Origin of the sequence: Pseudomonas sp. A-RE-19 (assembly GCF_019956555.1) — a bacterium.
GTDB lineage: Bacteria > Pseudomonadota > Gammaproteobacteria > Pseudomonadales > Pseudomonadaceae > Aquipseudomonas.
In genome coordinates this window covers 113,078-130,852 of sequence record NZ_JAHBDQ010000072.1, presented here as the reverse complement: position 1 = coordinate 130,852, position 17,775 = coordinate 113,078, and the positions used below count along the sequence as shown (strand labels likewise).

Annotated in this window: 14 protein-coding genes; 6 read left to right on the top strand and 8 right to left on the bottom strand. The window is 60.1% G+C overall.

Annotated features, from left to right (window positions below):
• The 8 genes from KGB14_RS28020 to edd all read right to left on the bottom strand — a co-directional run bounded on the left by KGB14_RS28020 (nucleotide 1) and on the right by edd (nucleotide 9,947).
• A complete protein-coding gene (locus KGB14_RS28020; protein ID WP_223490853.1) occupies nucleotides 1-846 on the bottom strand; it encodes a carbohydrate ABC transporter permease in 846 nt (281 codons plus the stop codon).
• Nucleotides 839-1,747 carry a carbohydrate ABC transporter permease gene (locus KGB14_RS28015; protein ID WP_223490851.1) on the bottom strand — a complete coding sequence of 303 codons (909 nt, stop codon included), beginning with the start codon at nucleotides 1,745-1,747 and terminating at the stop codon, nucleotides 839-841. Before KGB14_RS28015 ends, KGB14_RS28020 begins: the two co-directional genes overlap by 8 nt.
• Before the next feature lie 166 nt (nucleotides 1,748-1,913).
• The gene (locus KGB14_RS28010; protein ID WP_223490849.1) at nucleotides 1,914-3,221 is read right to left on the bottom strand and encodes an ABC transporter substrate-binding protein; all 1,308 of its coding nucleotides are present in this window, start codon (nucleotides 3,219-3,221) and stop codon (nucleotides 1,914-1,916) included.
• A 117-nt stretch (nucleotides 3,222-3,338) separates the two neighbouring features.
• Nucleotides 3,339-4,598: an AGE family epimerase/isomerase gene (locus KGB14_RS28005; protein WP_223490847.1), complete on the bottom strand. Its 1,260-nt coding sequence runs from the start codon at nucleotides 4,596-4,598 to the stop codon at nucleotides 3,339-3,341.
• A 228-nt stretch (nucleotides 4,599-4,826) separates the two neighbouring features.
• Nucleotides 4,827-6,254 carry an ATP-binding protein gene (locus KGB14_RS28000; RefSeq protein ID WP_411740812.1) on the bottom strand — a complete coding sequence of 476 codons (1,428 nt, stop codon included), beginning with the start codon at nucleotides 6,252-6,254 and terminating at the stop codon, nucleotides 4,827-4,829.
• Nucleotides 6,255-6,285: 31 nt separating this feature from the next.
• Nucleotides 6,286-7,017, bottom strand: a complete 732-nt coding sequence (locus tag KGB14_RS27995) for a response regulator (RefSeq protein ID WP_223490842.1) — start codon at nucleotides 7,015-7,017, stop codon at nucleotides 6,286-6,288.
• A 156-nt stretch (nucleotides 7,018-7,173) separates the two neighbouring features.
• On the bottom strand, nucleotides 7,174-8,124 hold the full coding sequence (locus tag KGB14_RS27990; protein ID WP_223490840.1) for a glucokinase: 951 nt from the start codon (nucleotides 8,122-8,124) through the stop codon (nucleotides 7,174-7,176).
• Complete coding sequence (edd, locus tag KGB14_RS27985; protein ID WP_223490838.1) at nucleotides 8,121-9,947, bottom strand: phosphogluconate dehydratase; 1,827 nt, start codon at nucleotides 9,945-9,947, stop codon at nucleotides 8,121-8,123. The genes KGB14_RS27990 and edd overlap by 4 nt, the downstream gene beginning before the upstream one ends.
• Nucleotides 9,948-10,166: 219 nt before the next feature.
• Between edd and gap the strand changes: the two genes are divergently transcribed.
• The 6 genes from gap (at nucleotide 10,167) to KGB14_RS27955 (ending at nucleotide 17,689) form a co-directional block, all read left to right on the top strand.
• Nucleotides 10,167-11,168 (top strand): type I glyceraldehyde-3-phosphate dehydrogenase, encoded by a 1,002-nt coding sequence (gene gap, locus KGB14_RS27980; protein ID WP_223490836.1) that lies wholly within the window; start codon nucleotides 10,167-10,169, stop codon nucleotides 11,166-11,168.
• A 181-nt stretch (nucleotides 11,169-11,349) separates the two neighbouring features.
• Nucleotides 11,350-11,814 (top strand): methylglyoxal synthase, encoded by a 465-nt coding sequence (locus KGB14_RS27975; protein WP_223490826.1) that lies wholly within the window; start codon nucleotides 11,350-11,352, stop codon nucleotides 11,812-11,814.
• Nucleotides 11,815-12,010: 196 nt separating this feature from the next.
• On the top strand, nucleotides 12,011-13,360 hold the full coding sequence (locus tag KGB14_RS27970) for a CoA transferase (RefSeq protein WP_223490824.1): 1,350 nt from the start codon (nucleotides 12,011-12,013) through the stop codon (nucleotides 13,358-13,360).
• A gap of 531 nt (nucleotides 13,361-13,891) precedes the next feature.
• Nucleotides 13,892-15,319, top strand: coding sequence for an arginine-ornithine antiporter (gene arcD, locus KGB14_RS27965; RefSeq protein ID WP_223490822.1), 1,428 nt, complete (start codon nucleotides 13,892-13,894; stop codon nucleotides 15,317-15,319).
• 34 nt (nucleotides 15,320-15,353) lie between these two features.
• Nucleotides 15,354-16,610, top strand: coding sequence for an arginine deiminase (arcA, locus tag KGB14_RS27960; protein ID WP_223490820.1), 1,257 nt, complete (start codon nucleotides 15,354-15,356; stop codon nucleotides 16,608-16,610).
• Between the two features lie 68 nt (nucleotides 16,611-16,678).
• Nucleotides 16,679-17,689: an ornithine carbamoyltransferase gene (locus KGB14_RS27955; protein WP_223490818.1), complete on the top strand. Its 1,011-nt coding sequence runs from the start codon at nucleotides 16,679-16,681 to the stop codon at nucleotides 17,687-17,689.
• Nucleotides 17,690-17,775 lie beyond the last annotated feature (86 nt).

Here is a 17,775-nt window from a genome sequence, read left to right as displayed (position 1 = left end):
CTACCCCTTGACCGCGCCGGACGTCAGCCCACGCAGGAAATACTTGCCAGCGAATATGTAGACCAGCAGTGTCGGCAGCCCGGCGATCATCGCGGCGGCCATATCAACGTTGTATTCCTTGGCCCCGGTGCTGGTGTTGACCAGGTTGTTCAGGGCCACGGTAATCGGCTGGGCATCGCCACTGGCGAAGACCACGCCGAACAGGAAGTCATTCCAGATTTGCGTGAACTGCCAGATCAGGCAGACCATCACGATCGGGATCGACATCGGCAGCAGGATCTTCCAGAAAATCGTGAAGAAGCCCGCGCCATCCAGCCGCGCCGCCTTGACCAGCGCATCCGGAATGCTCACGTAGTAGTTGCGGAAGAACAGTGTGGTGAACGCCAGGCCGTAGACGATGTGCACCAGCACCAGACCGGTGGTGGTGTTGGCCAGGCCGAGTTTGCCGACAGTGAACGAGGCTGGCAGCAGCACGGTCTGGAACGGCAGGAAGCAGCCGAACAACAACAGACCGAAGAACAACTGCGAGCCGCGGAAGCGCCACATCGACAACACGTAGCCATTCATCGCACCAATAAACGTAGAAATCAAAACCGCTGGCACGGTGATTTTCACCGAGTTCCAGAAGTAACCGCCTACGACATCCCAGGCCTTGATCCAGCCGATGCCATCAATCACTTGCGGCCAGCTCAGCAGGTTGCCGGTGCGGATGTCTTCCGGGGATTTGAAACTGGTCAGCAGCATCACCACCAGCGGGATCAAATAGACCGCTGCAGCCAGCAACAAGGTTGCGTAAATCGCGATGCGGCTGAAGCTGATGCCCGATTTGCCAAGTTGATTACTCATGGCGTTTGCCTCGCAATTCGGAGTACAGGTACGGCACCAGAATCGCCAGGATCGCGCCGAGCATCATCATGGCGCTCGCCGAACCAATGCCCATCTGGCCACGGCTGAAAGTGAAGGAATACATGAACATCGCCGGCAGGTCGGATGAATAGCCCGGACCACCCGCGGTCATCGCCGCCACCAGGTCGAAGCTCTTGATCGCGATGTGCGCGAGGATCATGAAGGCGCTGAAGAACACCGGGCGCAGGCTCGGCAACACGATCTTCAGGTAGATGGTCGGCAGGCTCGCGCCGTCGACTTGCGCCGCACGGATGATCGATTGATCGACACCACGCAGGCCGGCCAGAAACATCGCCATCACAAATCCGGAGGCTTGCCACACGGCGGCGATCACCAGGCAATACACCACGCGATCCTGATCCACCAGCCAGTCGAGACGGAAACCTTCCCAGCCCCAGTCTCGCAGCATCTTGTCCAGACCCAGCCCTGGGTTGAGCAGCCATTTCCACGCGGTACCGGTGACGATCATCGAGAGCGCCATCGGGTACAGGTAAACGGTGCGAATGAAGCCTTCCTTGCGAATGCGCTGATCCAGCAGCACCGCGAGGAACACGCCCAGCACCAGGCTGATGCCGATGAACATGCCGCCGAACACCGCGAGGTTTTTGCTCGCGACCCACCAGCGATCGTTGTCCAGCAAGCGAATGTATTGCTGCAGGCCGACCCACTTGTAGCTCGGCATGAAGCTGGAATTGGTGAAGGACAGTACGAATGTCCAGATGATGTAACCGTAAAAACCAACCAGGACGATCAGCATGCTTGGCGCCAAAACCAGCTTGGGGAGCCAGCGCTGCAGTGCGTCGAACGGTGAGGCTTTGCTGAAAACCGCCACAGAGCTCATCGGGATAATCCAGGTAAAAAAGTGAGAATCACAGAGCGATCCTTTGTAGGAGCGAGGCTTGCCCGCGAAGGCGGTGTAACGAGTGACAAATGTGTTGAATGTCAGACTGCTTTCGCGGGCAAGCCTCGCTCCTACAAGGGGAACGCTCTCGGATACGTGTCAGGAGTTACTGGGCGGCTTTGACAGCCGATGCCAGTTGCGCGCTGGCCTTGGCCGGGTCAGCATCCTTGTCGTTCATGAAGTTGGTGACCACATCGAAAATTGCGCCCTGCACGGCCAGGGAAGTGGCCATGTTGTGCGCCATGCTCGGTTGCAGGCCGCCAGTCTTCTCGTCCGCCAGGAAATCCTTGGCCGCCGATTGGGCACAGGAATCGAAGCCCAGTGCGCTCATGTCGTTAAGCATGTCGGTACGCACCGGGATCGAGCCTTTGTTGATGCTGAAGACTTTCTGGAAGTCTTTGCCCAAAGCAACCTTGGCCAGATCTTGTTGGGCGGCGATGTCGCCTTTGCGATCAGCCTTGAGCTTGAACACGGCCAGCGAGTCGATGTTGTAGGTAAAGGCCTTTTCGGTGCCCGGGAACGGCACGCACTGATAGTCCTTGCCGGCGACTTTCTTGGCGGCAGTCCATTCGCTCTTGGCCCAGTCGCCCATCATCTGCATGCCGGCCTTGCCATTGATGACGTCGGCGGCGGCGATGTTCCAGTCACGACCGGCGCGGTTCGGGTCCATGTAGCCAGTGACTTTTTTCAGCTCGGTGAAGGCCTTGGCCATCTGCGGCCCCGAGAGGGTTTTCTGGTCCAGGTCGACCAGCGCTTTCTTGTAACCGTCGGCGCCCATGACCGAGAGCACCACGTCTTCAAACACGGTGCTGTCCTGCCAAGGCTGGCCGCCGTGAGCGAGCGCGATGAAGCCGGCGGCTTTGAGCTTGTCGCCAGCGGCATAGAATTCTTCGAGGGTGGTCGGCGCTTTTTCGATCCCGGCTTTCTTGAAGACTTCCGGGTTGATCCACAGCCAGTTGACGCGGTGAATGTTCACCGGCACGGCGACGTAATCGCCTTCGTATTTCACGGTGTCGGAGACTTTCTTGATCAGCAGGTTATCCCAGCCTTCGGACTTGGAAACGTCTTTAAGGGTGTCGGTGCTGAGCAAGCCAGTGCTGCCCCACTCCTGGATGTCGGGACCCTTGATCTGGGCAACGCCTGGCGGGTTACCGGCTACGGCGCGGCTTTTGAGTACGGTCATGGCCGTGGCACCGCCACCGCCGGCGACTGCGCCGTCTTTCCAGGTGAAGCCGTCTTTTTCGACTTGGGCCTTGAGTACATCGACTGCTGCTTTTTCACCACCAGACGTCCACCAGTGAACGACCTCAACCGAACCTTTGGCATCGGCGGCAAGTGCACTGAGCGGGAATGCAGCAACGGGAAGCAGTGAAGCGAGAGAAATGACAGTAGCGAGGCGAGAAATCGCATTCATCTAGTAGTACCTTTCTTGTTGTTATGCATGCAAGTCTGGTGCTTGCGCTGCATAGGATTCTAAACAGGGGACGCCCCTTCGCAGGTAACGAAGGGACGCGCGAATGTCACCACATGGTTACACAGCAGCGCTCTGGGACAACTGCGCCAGCGCACTGGCCATGCTCGGCGCCAGCGGCAGGCGCGGGATCAATACGGCTTGCCAGGCGTGATAAAGGTCGGGTTTGCCGGCCCAGATGTCGGCGCTCGGACGGTTCAGCGGATCGAGCTCGTGATGCCAGCTGCCATCGCAGCGGTCAATGAAATGACTGTCACAAAATTCCCAGAACAGTCGGTACCAGCGCTCGTATTGCTCATCACCGGTGCGCTTGAGCAGCGCACTGGCGGCGGCGCTGGCTTCGGCATGGGTCCAGTGCAAGCGATGGCGAACCACCGCGCGATTATCCCAGTCGAGGGTGTAGACAATGCCCGGTGCACCGTCGACGTCCCAGCCGTGACGGCAATTGTGGTCGAACAGTTTTTGCGCATCCGTCGCGAGCCAGCCCGGCGTGAGCATGCCGGCCTGCACCCGCGCTGCTTCGAGATGCAGCAACAGCCGCGCCCATTCGAAACCATGGCCCGGCGTAGTGCCATAAGGGCGGAACCCGTCAGCCGGGTTGTCGTGGTTGTAGTCGCGTAGCGGCTGCCAGTCGCGGTCGAAATGCTCGACCACCAGGTAATCGTTGGCCGCGGCGTGATCGTGAATGACGCGCTCGACGATGCGCTGGGCGCGAATCAGCCAGCGGTTGTCTTCGGTGACATCGGCCAGGGCGAGGAAGGCTTCGGTGGCGTGCATGTTGCTGTTGGCGCCGCGATAGGCTTCCTCGCAACTGAAGTCGCGGTTGAAGGATTCGCGCATGGCGCCCTCCTCCTCGCACCAGAAATGCGTGTCGATAATATGGATCGCATCGTCGAGCAAGGCTTGTGCACCGGGGCACTGAGCGACCACCGCAGAACTCGCGGCCAACGCCACGAAGGCATGCAGATAAGCGGCTTTGCCGGTATTGCCGTCGCAGTGTTCGGGCGTGGCGAACCAGCCACCGTGTTCGGCGTCACGTAGCGGCCCACTGAGGGCCTGGATGCCGTGATCCACCAGCTCGGCGAAACCCGGCAGGCCCTGGATGTGGGCCATGGCGAAGCTGTGGGTCATGCGCGCGGTGTTCATGGTTTCGGCTTGCGCGTTGGCCGGCAGGCGACCCTTTTCATCAAGGTTGCCGAAGCCTTCGGCAACCTTTGAAGCCTTGGCAAACGCCAGCAGGCGCAGGCCTTCGGCGGCGAGCCATTGCTGATGGGCAGGCGCGTTCAGCCAACTGCTGAAGGCGGGTTGGAAGGTGTCCATGGGAATACCTTTTTTGTTGTTATGACTGGGAGCAGTCTAAACAACGGGCGATGGCGGGCAGGTAACGAAGGGGGCGAGTTATGTCACCGAGTTGTGACATTTTCCTTGAGGGATGTGTTGGGTCTTCTGACGCCATCGCGAGCAGGCTCGCTCCCACAGCGGATTTGTGTACGACTCAGAATCCCTGTGGGAGCGAGCCTGCTCGCGATGAACGATAACGCGGTGCCGCTAATCAACACTACGCGGCAACTGCAGTGTCACCCGCAACCCGCCTTCACGCAGGTTTTGCAGGCTGACTTCGCCGCCATGGCTGTGGGCAATATTGCGCGCGATCCCCAGCCCCAAGCCATAACCCTGTTGCTGCCCGGCCAAGCGAAAGTGCGGCTCGAACACCTGCTCCAGCCGCTGCTCCGGCACGCCCGGCCCTTCATCGTCGACATGCAGGACAAACGCGCTCTCGTCGTCATCGATGTGCAGGTGCGCGTTCTGCCCATACTTCAAGGCATTGTCGATCAGGTTGCCGATGCACCGCTTGAGCGCCAACGGCTTGCCGGGATACGGCGCCAACGCCCGCCCCTGCTGGGTCACGCGGCCATTACCGTTGGGCGCCAGATACGGTTCCACCAGGCAGTCGAGCACATGATTGAGGTCCACCGGCTCGATGTTTTCGTGGATGTCGGTGTCTTTCACGCATTGCAGCGCGCCCTTGACCAGCAGCTCCAACTCATCCAGATCGCGACCGAACTTGGCTTGCAGCTTTTCGTCTTCAAGCAATTCGACCCGCAGGCGCAGCCGGGTGATCGGCGTGCGCAAGTCATGGGAAATCGCGCTGAACAACTGACTGCGTTCGGTCAGGTAACGGCTGATGCGCTCGCGCATGGCGTTGAAGGCGCGGCCCACCTCCACCACTTCACTGCCACCGCCCTCGGCCACCGGTTCGACTTCGGCACCCAGAGACATGTCCCGCGCCGCCCGCGCCAATCGCTTGAGCGGTCGGCTCTGCCAGTGCACCAGCAGGCCGATGAACAGCAGCAGGAAACCGCTGGTGAGCACGATGAACCAGACCTGCTGCGCCGGCAGGCCTTGTTCTTCAAGACTGGTGTAGGGCTCGGGCAACAGGGAGGCGATGTACAGCCATTCGCCCGGCGCCATTTGAATTTGCGTGACCAGCACTGGCGGGTTCACCGGTTCCAGGGTCAACGCGTAATGCGCCCAGGAACGCGGCAACTCATCGAGCTTCAAGCCGCCGTTGAAAATCCGCAGGTCTTCGGGGCTGACGAACGTCACCGAGATGTCAGCGTCCTGGCCCAGCGACTGGCGCAGTACTTCGTCCACCGCTTTGAGCACCGCTTCTTTGCGCGGGGTGATCGGCAGCACTTCCATGCCCAAGGGTCTGTCGTTGAGGGTCACCACAAACCGGGTGCCGCCCATGCTGCGCAATTGATCGAGCACAAGCGGTCGAAACGCCACCGGCAACGAGCGGAAATAGCTGACGCTGGCCGTCATCGAATGGGCCAGGCTGCGGGCACTGGTGACCAGGCCTTCGAGCTGTGTGGCACGCAGTTGCGAGACCCAGATCACGCTCGACAGCGTCTGGGCGAACAGCACCGCCAACAGGGTCAGCAGCAACATGCGCCCGAGCAGCGAGCGCGGCACCGGCACGCGCCCAGCGAACTTGCGCAGAAAATCAGAGACCATTGCCGGCAACCACATTGGCTGCCAGTTGGTAGCCACTGCCACGCACGGTACGGATCAGCCGCGGCGGTTTTTCAGTGTCGCGCAGGCGCTGACGCAAACGGCTGACCGCCATGTCGACGATGCGATCGAGCGGCATCAGGTCACGGCCACGGGTGGCGTTGCCGATGGTGTCGCGGTCGAGGATTTCCTGAGGGTGATCGAGGAACAGTTTCAGCAGCGCGAAATCGGCACCGGAGAGAATCACTTCCTCGCCATCGGTGTGGAACAGCCGATGACTGACCATGTCCAGCCGCCAATCATCGAAGGCCAGCACTTCGCTGCCGGAACGCTCATGACCGAACTGCGCACGACGCAACAAGGCCTTGATGCGCGCCTGCAATTCACGGGGACTGAAGGGTTTGCCGAGGTAGTCGTCGGCGCCCAGTTCCAGGCCGATGACGCGGTCGGCCTCGTCGGAACTGGCGGTGAGCATGATGATCGGCACTTGAGCCTGGCGCGGGTGCTGGCGGATCCAGCGGCAGAGGCTGAAACCGTCTTCGTCCGGCAGCATCACGTCGAGGATCACCAGATCGCTCGGCGCCTCGTTCATGGCCTGACGAAACCCTGCACCATCGGGCGTGGTGCGGACCTGGAAACCGGCGCGGGTCAGGTAGGTGTCCAGCAACTCGCGTATCTCTTGATCGTCATCGACCAACAAAATCGACTTGTTGACTGAGCTCACGGGAAGGCGTCCTTGTTGTTTGTGTTAGGGAGGATTATGCCTGATGAACCTTGGAAATTTGTTGCCTGTTCGGGCGCCATCGCGGGCAAGCCCGCTCCCACAAGGATTCAGGTGATCCTGAGGGAGCGGGCTTGCCCGCGATGAAGTCGACTCGGTCTAAGCCTGATCCAGCGCCACCCCCGCGCCCACCAACCCGGAATATGGGGCTGTCACCAGCCACACCGGAATGCCTTTGAAGTAGTCACTCATGCAGCCCTTGTCGGCGAAGCAGCGGGCGAAACCGCTTTCGATGAAGAAATCGGCAAACCGTGGAATCACCCCGCCAACGATGTACACGCCGCCGCGCGCACCCGTGGTCAGCACATTGTTGCCGGCCACGCGCCCGAGCCAGCAACAGAACTGCTCGAGCACTTCCACGGCAATCGGATCGCCCGCGAGCCCGGCCGCCGTGATCGCCTCAGGCGTATCGAGCACAGGCGTGTGCCCGTCCACCGCGCAGATCGCCCGGTAGACTCGCGGCAAACCACTGCCGCTCAACGCCGTTTCAGCACTGACATGGCCGATCTCATTGAAGATGTGCTGCCACAGTTGGGTTTCTCGCGGGCTGCTCAGCGGCAGATCGACGTGACCGCCCTCCCCCGGCAGCGGGGCAAAACGGCCCTCGCCCAGATCGAGCAAGGTGCCCACGCCCAGGCCAGTGCCCGGGCCGATCACCACCGCCGGCCGCAACGGCTCGGGTGTGCCTTCGCAGACCACCCGAAACTCGCCCGGCTGCAAGCGGGTCATGCCCAGGGCCATCGCCGAGAAATCGTTGATCAACAGCAGTTGATCCACCTGCAAGGCCTGGCAGAAGCCCTTGCGACTGAGTCGCCAGTGATTGTTGGTGAACTTGAATTCATCGCCGCTCACAGGGCCCGCCACCGACAGGCACACCGAACCGATCGAACCCGGCGCCAGACCGAGCCCGCTCAGGTAGAGCGCAATCGCCTCCTCCGGGCTGGCGTGGTCTGCCGTCGCCAGCACCTGGACCGATTCCAGCTGCTGGTTTTTCCACAACGCGAAACGTGCGTTGGTACCACCGATGTCACCGACCAGAGCCAGTTTCAATTAAGCGTCTCCAGGGCAGAAGTAAAGGCGCTGGCGCCTTGCTCTGCGGAGCTGAAGGCCATGCGCATGAAACCAAACAGTTCGCGACCGCTGCCAATGTTGTTGCCCAACAGGCCCTTGGCAGGTTCGCGCGCTGCGAATTCTTCGGCGTCCACCTTAAGCTCCAGGGTGCCTTTGACGCCATCGACGCGGATGATATCGCCCTCTTGCACTCGCGCCAAAGCGCCGCCCACATAAGCTTCGGGGCTGACGTGGATCGCCGCCGGGATTTTCCCCGAGGCGCCGGACATGCGTCCGTCAGTCACCAACGCGACTTTGAAACCGCGATCCTGCAGCACGCCGAGGAACGGCGTCATCTTGTGTAGCTCCGGCATGCCATTGGAGCGCGGGCCCTGGAAGCGCATCACCGCAACAAAATCCTTCTCCAGCAGACCGGCCTTGAACGCATCAGCCAGGTCCTGTTGATCCTGGAACACCATCGCCGGTGCTTCGACGACCTGGTTTTCCAGCGCGACCGCCGAAACCTTCATCACGCCACGGCCGAGGTTGCCTTCCATCACGCGCAAGCCGCCCTCTGCCGAGAACGCGCGAGCGACCGGACGCAGGATGTTTTCGTCGAGGCTTTCGATCGGGCCTTCGCGCCAGACCAGCTCGCCGTTATCGAGGAACGGCTCTTGGGTGTAGCGGCTCAGGCCGTGGCCGAGCACGGTGTTGACGTTTTCGTGTAGCAGGCCGGCTTCCAGCAGTTCGCGGATCAGGAACGACATGCCGCCCGCCGCCTGGAAGTGGTTGATGTCGGCTTTGCCGTTCGGGTACACGTGGCTCAGGGTTGGCACCACCTCGGAGAGGTCGGCCATGTCCTGCCACGTCAATTGAATACCCGCCGCCATGGCAATCGCCGGCATGTGCAAGGTGTGGTTGGTCGAACCGCCGGTGGCGTGCAGCGCCACGATGGAGTTGACCAGCGAACGCTCATCGACGATTTCGCCGATCGGCATGAAGTCGCCATTCTGCTTGGTCAGGCGGGTGACCTGGTGCGCCGCTTCACGGGTCAGGGCATCGCGCAACGGGGTGTTCGGGTTGACGAAAGAAGCGCCCGGCAAGTGCAGGCCCATGACTTCCATCAGCAACTGGTTGGTGTTGGCGGTGCCGTAGAAGGTGCAGGTGCCAGGGCTGTGGTAGGACTTCATCTCCGATTCCAGCAGCTCTTCGCGCGTCGCCTTGCCTTCGGCGTAGCGCTGACGCACATCGGCTTTCTGCTTGTTGGAGATGCCCGAAACCATCGGCCCGCCCGGCACGAAGATCGTCGGCAGATGACCGAAACGCAACGCGCCCATCATCAGGCCCGGCACGATCTTGTCGCAGATGCCGAGCATCAGCGCGCCGTCGAACATGTTGTGGGAAAGCGCTACCGCAGTGGACAACGCGATCACTTCGCGGCTTGGCAGGCTCAGTTCCATGCCCGGTTCGCCTTGGGTCACGCCATCGCACATCGCGGGGGTGCCACCGGCGAACTGGCCGACGGAGCCGATTTCGCGCAACGCTTTTTTGATCTGTTCAGGAAAGACTTCGTACGGCTGATGCGCCGAGAGCATGTCGTTATATGACGAAACAATTGCGATGTTGGCGGAGTTCATCATCCGCAGGCTGTGTTTGTCGTCGCTGCCACACCCGGCCACGCCATGGGCGAAGTTGGCGCATTGCAGCTTGCCGCGCATCGGGCCGTCGCTGGCGGCGCCGCGGATCAATGCAAGGTAAGCCTCACGCGTGGTGCGGCTGCGGGCGATAAGCCGTTCGGTGACCTCAAGGACGCGGGGATGCATGTGTAGAACTCCAGGCTAACGGATGTGGCGACCTGATTGTCTATGCTGATCGAGCACCGCTGTAATCGGGATGACAGACGGTTTTCTTGATCATTCGGACCAGTTGATTCAGGTCACTCGTTGTAGATAAAACAAAATATTGCCACTAAAAAGGCTTGTTTTCTATTTTTTTGCGAATAATCTTGTAATTCCAACAACAAATCGACGGCGGCGCTGTAAATGACTCTTCGAATCGCAATCAATGGTTTTGGCCGTATCGGCCGTAATGTCCTACGCGCACTGTATACCCAAGGTTATCGTCAGGATCTGCAGATCGTAGCGATCAACGACCTGGGCGACAGCTCTATGAATGCTCATCTGCTCAAGTACGACACCGTTCACGGCACATTCGATGCCGATGTCCAGCACGATCAGGAAAGCCTGACCGTCAACGGCGACCGTATTTCGGTCAGCGCCATTCGCAACCCGGCCGAACTGCCCTGGGCCGCGGAGAAGGTCGACGTCGTGTTCGAATGCACCGGTCTGTTCACCGACCGTGCCAAAGCCGCCGCACATATTACGGCCGGCGCGCGCAAAGTGATTATCTCGGCCCCGGCCAAAGGCGCCGACGCCACCGTGGTTTATGGGGTTAACCACGACATTCTGCGCCAATCGCACCAGATCATTTCCAACGCCTCGTGCACCACCAACTGCCTGGCCCCGGTGGCCCAGGTGCTGCATCGCGAGCTGGGCATCGAAAGCGGTCTGATGACCACCATCCATGCCTACACCAACGACCAGAACCTGACCGACGTCTACCACACCGACCCGTACCGCGCCCGTTCCGCCACCCAGAACATGATCCCGAGCAAGACCGGCGCCGCTGAAGCGGTGGGCCTGGTGCTGCCGGAACTGGCCGGCAAACTGACCGGCATGGCGGTGCGTGTTCCGGTGATCAACGTGTCGCTGGTGGACCTGACCGTGCAGCTCAAGCGTGAAGCATCGGCCGATGAAGTCAACGCGCTGCTCAAAGAGGCCAGCCAGCACTCGAAGATTCTCGGCTACAACACCCTGCCGCTGGTTTCCAGCGACTTCAACCATAACCCGCTGTCGTCGATCTTCGACGCCAACCACACCAAGTCCAGCGGCAAGCTGCTCAAAGTGCTGGCCTGGTACGACAACGAGTGGGGCTTCTCCAACCGCATGCTCGATAACTGCCTGGCGCTCTGCAACGCCGAGTAAACAGCTGTATCGACGCGGCTCCCTGTAGGAGCTGCCGAAGGCTGCGATCTTTTGATCTTGATTTTTGCCGGTCTCACAACCGCCAGGATCAAAAGATCGCAGCCTTCGGCAGCTCCTACGGGTATGTGAAACGCCGAAAAATGCGTCGTCCCAGGCGCATTCTCGTCTGGAGAAACAAGCGATGATCGGTATCAGCTTTACGCAAAAGACCCTGGCAGCGCGCAAGCGTATCGCCCTGGTTGCCCATGACCACTGCAAAGTATTTTTGCTGGACTGGGCCGAACGACAGAAAGACAAACTCGCGCAACATGAATTGGTCGCCACGGGCACGACAGGGTTGTTGTTGCAACAACGCCTCGGCCTGCCGGTGGAAAGCATGATCAGCGGTCCGCTGGGCGGCGATCAGCAACTCGGTGCGCAAATCGCCGAGCAACGGGTCGACATGCTGGTGTTCTTCTGGGACCCGTTCGAACCGCAGCCCCATGACCCGGACATCAAAGCGCTGCTGCGGGTCGCGGCGGTGTGGAACATCCCGGTGGCCTGCAACGAATGCAGCGCCGATTACCTGCTCAGCAGCCCGTTGATGGATCAGGCTCACGAACATCGCATCCCGGATTACGCGACCTATCTGCTGGGGCGTGGATGAAGCGCCCGGAATCACGCTCGATACCCTCCTGACACAACTCCCTTGTGGGAGCGAGCCTGCTCGCGATGACGGACTGACATTCACTATGGATATCGACTGAAAGACCGCTATCGCGAGCAGGCTCGCTCCCACAGGTTTCATCCGGCCTGTCATCTATTTTGAACTATGCTCGGGCTCTCGTTCCGGAGGGCCTTCGATGACTGATTTACTCACGTCCATTCAAGCTGCACTCAGCTTGCCTCACACACCGATTCCTTTTACGTCGAGTGGCGCCCTGCCCTCAGCGTTTGCCGTGACTGATCTGGCCTGCGCCAGCATTGCCGCCGCCGGTCAGGCGGTCAGCGAACTGCTGAATCGGCAGAGCGGTCGTTTGCCCAGCCTTGAAGTCGACCGCCGCCTCGCGTCGTTCTGGTTTGCCACCTCGATCCGCCCTATTGGCTGGAGCGTCCCGCCGTTGTGGGATCCGGTCGCTGGCGACTATGCGACCAAGGATGGCTGGATTCGCCTGCACACCAACGCCCCCCACCACCGCGCCGCTGCTGAATCAGTGCTTGGCGTCTGTGCCGACCGCGCAGCGATGGCGAGCAAGGTGGCTCAATGGGCGAAAAGCGATCTGGAACAGGCGGTGGTCGCGGCCGGGGGTTGTGCCGCCGAGATGCGAAGCTGGAAGCAATGGCAGGCCCACCCCCAAGGTCGAGCCGTGAACGCCGAGGCGCTGATTCAGTTCAGCGCTGGCGGCAGCCAAGCCGTCAAACCATGGCAGGGTTCGGTGGCGCAACCGCTGGCCGGGATAAGAGTGCTGGACCTGACGCGGGTACTCGCCGGCCCGATCGCCAGCCGCTTCCTCGCAGGGCTCGGTGCCGACGTGCTGCGCATCGATCCACCGACCTGGAACGAACCGGGCGTGGTGCCGGAAGTCACGCTGGGCAAACGCTGTGCGCGCCTGGATCTGCACGGCAAGACTGATCGCGCGGTGTTCGAAAACCTGCTCAAGGACGCCGACATCCTGCTCCATGGTTACCGCGCCGATGCCTTGGAAAGGTTGGGTTACGGCGTCGCCGTGCGTGAAAAACTGGCCCCCGGTCTGATCGACGTTTGCCTCAACGCCTACGGTTGGAGCGGCCCCTGGCAGAACCGCCGCGGCTTCGACAGCCTGGTGCAGATGAGCAGCGGAATTGCCGAGGCAGGCATGCAGTGGAAGAAGGTGGATAAGCCGACACCCTTGCCGGTCCAGGCCCTTGACCACGCTACCGGGTATTTGATGGCGGCCAGTGCGATCAAGCTATTGGCTGAGCGATTGAGTAACGGGGGCGGTGGAACAGCGCGCTTGTCGCTGGCAAGGACGGCGAAGTTACTGATCGAACAGGGCCCCGAAACCAATGAACCATTGCGGGCAGAGGATGACAACGATCAAGGGATGTTGGTTGAACAAACATCGTGGGGACCGGCCCATCGGTTGCAGGTGCCGCTGAAGATCACCGGGACACCGCTGCAGTGGGCGCTGCCGGCCGGAGAATTGGGCTCCCATCGTGCGCAATGGTGGTGACCATCAGATAGCTTTCGCGAGCAGGCTCGCTCCCACATTTGATCGCGTTCGTCCAAGAGACCCCGGTCACCTGTGGGAGCGAGCCTGCTCGCGATGAGGCCCGAACAGTCGCCGCCAATCATCGAGCCCACCACCGCGAAATCGTCACGTAGTTGCTTTGTTAACTAAATAGATGAAGTGAAACAACGTTTCCGATCAACATCTTTTAATAGCCGAACATTCTATAGCGTTGGCCTATGAAGTTTTTTGTGCACCGGGCTTGATCAATCAAATCCGTAGTTGAAATCAGCTATCAAAAATTTGCGAAACCGCAGAAACGAACTAATTTCAAAGCCCTCCATACCGATTACATCCGCCTCATCTGGCTACCCCCTCTGAACCGGGCTTTTCCAGCAATAACGTTATGTCCGAAAAAGATTCATAAGTCTTTCATTAACAATGGCATGTGCCCACAAACTGATCTATGTCAGCTGATTGAATAGCTAACACAATTATTCTGTTGCCTCTCTTCTCCTGCAATGGAGTCATGCAATGTCTGAATCCCCCGTAAAGCTGAAACTCGGCGCGCTTGTTGCGTTAGTGGTCGGTTCAATGATTGGTGGCGGAATATTCTCTTTGCCGCAGAACATGGCCGCCAGTGCAGACGTCGGTGCCGTGCTGATCGGTTGGGCCATTACCGCGGTGGGCATGTTGACCCTCGCCTTCGTATTCCAGACTCTGGCCAATCGCAAGCCTGATCTGGATGGCGGTGTCTACGCCTACGCCAAAGCCGGTTTCGGCGACTACATGGGTTTCTCGTCCGCCTGGGGTTACTGGATCAGTGCCTGGCTGGGCAACGTGGGTTACTTCGTTCTGCTGTTCAGCACCCTCGGTTACTTCTTTCCGATCTTTGGCGAAGGCAACACGGCTGCCGCGGTGATCGGCGCCTCGGTGCTGCTCTGGGGTGTGCACTTTCTCGTTTTGCGGGGGATCAAGGAAGCGGCGTTCATTAACCTGGTGACCACTGTCGCCAAGGTCGTGCCGCTGCTGCTGTTTGTATTGATTGCCTTCTTCGCGTTCAAACTGGACATCTTCACCGCCGACATTTGGGGCCTGAAAAACCCGGATCTGGGCAGTGTGATGAACCAGGTGCGTAACATGATGCTGGTCACCGTCTGGGTGTTCATCGGCATCGAAGGCGCGAGTATTTTCTCGGCCCGCGCGGAAAAACGCAGCGACGTCGGTAAAGCCACCGTCATCGGTTTCATCACCGTGCTGCTGTTCCTGGTGCTGGTGAACGTGCTGTCCCTGGGGATCATGACCCAACCGCAATTGGCGAAACTGCAGAACCCGTCCATGGCCGCAGTGCTGGAACACGTGGTCGGTCACTGGGGCGCGGTGCTGATCAGCGTCGGTCTGATCATCTCGCTGCTGGGTGCGCTGCTGTCGTGGGTGCTGCTGTGTGCGGAGATCATGTTCGCCGCCGCCAAGGACCACACCATGCCGGCCTTTTTGCGCCGGGAAAACGCCAATCTTGTACCGGCCAACGCGCTGTGGCTGACCAACGCGATGGTGCAGCTGTTTCTGATCATCACGCTGTTTTCGGCCAGCACTTACCTGTCGCTGATCTACCTCGCCACCTCAATGATTCTGGTGCCGTACCTGTGGTCGGCAGCCTATGCCGTACTGCTGGCGGTACGCGGCGAGAGCTACGAAAACGCCCTGGCCGAACGCAGGAAAGATTTGATCATCGGTGGCATCGCGTTGATCTACGCGATCTGGTTGCTGTACGCCGGTGGCGTCAAATACCTGCTGCTTTCCGCCCTGCTGTATGCCCCCGGCGCAATCCTGTTCGCCAAGGCCAAGCTTGAAGTCGACAAACCGGTTTTCACGAACGTCGAGAAGCTGATTTTCGCAGCCGTTGTCGTGGGCGCCCTGGTGGCGGCCTACGGGTTGTATGACGGTTTCCTGACCCTGTAAGCACCTGATTGTTTTCATCTTGAGGATCACGGTAATGACCACGGAAAAAGTGAAGTTCGGCGTCCATTCCGAAGCCGGCAAACTGCGCAAAGTGATGGTTTGCTCCCCCGGCCTGGCTCATCAGCGGCTGACCCCGAACAACTGCGACGAACTGCTGTTCGACGATGTGCTGTGGGTCGCCCAGGCCAAGCGCGACCATTTCGATTTCGTCACCAAAATGCGTGAGCGCAATGTCGACGTGCTGGAGATGCACAATCTGTTGACCGATATCGTCGCGATTCCAGAAGCGCTGGACTGGATTCTTGAACGCAAGATCACCGCCAACGCGGTGGGTCTCGGGCTGGTCCATGAAGTGAGCGCCTGGCTGCGTAGCCTGGAGCCACGCAAGATTGCCGAGTTCCTGATTGGCGGTGTTTCCGCCGATGACCTGCCGGACAGCTTCGGCGGCAAGACCATTCAGATGTTCCGCGACTTCCTCGGCCATTCCAGCTTCATTCTGCCGCCGCTGCCCAACACCCAGTTCACCCGCGACACCACCTGCTGGATCTACGGCGGCGTGACGCTCAACCCGATGTACTGGCCGGCGCGTCGTCAGGAAACCCTGTTGGCCAGCGCCATCTACAAATTCCACCCGCAGTTCACCAACGCCGACTTTGAGGTCTGGTACGGCGACCCGGATCAGGATCACGGCAGCGCCACTCTTGAGGGCGGCGACGTGATGCCGATCGGTAACGGTGTGGTGTTGATCGGCATGGGCGAACGCACGTCCCGCCAGGCCATCGGTCAATTAGCGGTCAACCTGTTCAAGAACAAAGCGGTGGAACGTGTGATCGTCGCCGGCATGCCGAAATCCCGCGCGGCGATGCACCTGGACACCGTGTTCAGTTTCTGCGACCGCGACCTGGTCACGATCTTCCCCGAAGTGGTGAAACAGATCGTCGCCTTCAGCCTGCGCCCTGACGACAGCAAACCAGGCGGCATCGACGTCCGTCGCGAAGAAACCAACTTCCTCGACACCGTGGCCAAAGCCCTCAACCTGAAAGCGTTGCGTGTGGTGGAAACCGGCGGCAACAGCTTCGCCGCCGAGCGCGAGCAATGGGACGACGGCAACAACGTGGTGGCCGTGGAGCCGGGCGTGGTGATCGGTTACGACCGCAACACCTACACCAACACCTTGCTGCGCAAGGCCGGCGTGGAGGTCATCACCATCAGTGCCGGCGAACTCGGTCGCGGGCGTGGCGGCGGCCACTGCATGACCTGCCCGATCATTCGCGACCCCATCGACTATTAATTTCAAACCCTGGCCGCCGCTTATCCAGCGCGGCCCGGGGGATAACCGATACCCAAGGAGATCCAACCATGGCTTTTAATATGCGTAACCGCAGCCTGCTGAGCTTGATGCACCACACCACTCGCGAGCTGCACTACCTGCTGGACCTGTCCCGCGACCTCAAGCGCGCCAAATACACCGGCACCGAGCAACAGCACCTCAAAGGCAACAACATCGCGCTGATCTTCGAAAAAACCTCGACCCGCACCCGTTGCGCCTTCGAAGTCGCGGCCCATGACCAGGGTGCCCACGTTACCTACATCGACCCGGTGTCATCGCAGATCGGCCACAAGGAAAGCATGAAAGACACCGCTCGCGTGCTGGGGCGGATGTTCGACGCCATCGAGTACCGCGGCTTCGAACAGGAAATCGTCGAAGAGCTGGCCAAGTTCGCCGGCGTGCCGGTGTTCAACGGTCTGACCGCCGAATTCCACCCGACGCAAATGATCGCCGACGTGCTGACCATGCGTGAACACAGCGACAAACCGATCCATGAAATCAGCTACGCCTACCTCGGCGATGCCCGCTACAACATGGGCAATTCGCTGCTGATGATTGGCGCCAAACTCGGCATGGACGTGCGCATTGGCGCACCGAAAGCGCTGTGGCCACATGCCGACTTCATTGCCCAGTGCAAAGCCTTCGCCGAAGAGAGTGGCGCACGCATCACCATCACCGAAGACCCTGTCGAGGCGGTCAAGGGCGTGGACTTCATCCATACCGACATCTGGGTGTCGATGGGCGAGCCGGTGGAAGCGTGGGACGAGCGCATCGAGCAACTGCTGCCGTACCAGGTCAACGCCGACATGATGAAGGCCTCGGGCAACCCGCGCGTGAAATTCATGCACTGTTTGCCGGCGTTCCATAACAGTGAAACCAAGGTCGGAAAGGACATCGCCGCGCGGTATCCGCATCTGGCCAACGGGGTTGAAGTGACTGAAGAAGTCTTCGAATCGCCGGCCAACATCGCCTTCGAGCAAGCGGAAAACCGCATGCACACCATCAAGGCGATTCTGGTGTCGGCGCTGGCGGATCTCTGAGGCTGAACATTTGTTCATGACCTGACCCCATAGGAGCTGCCGAAGGCTGCGATCTTTTGATCTTGATGTTGATCTTCAATGATCAG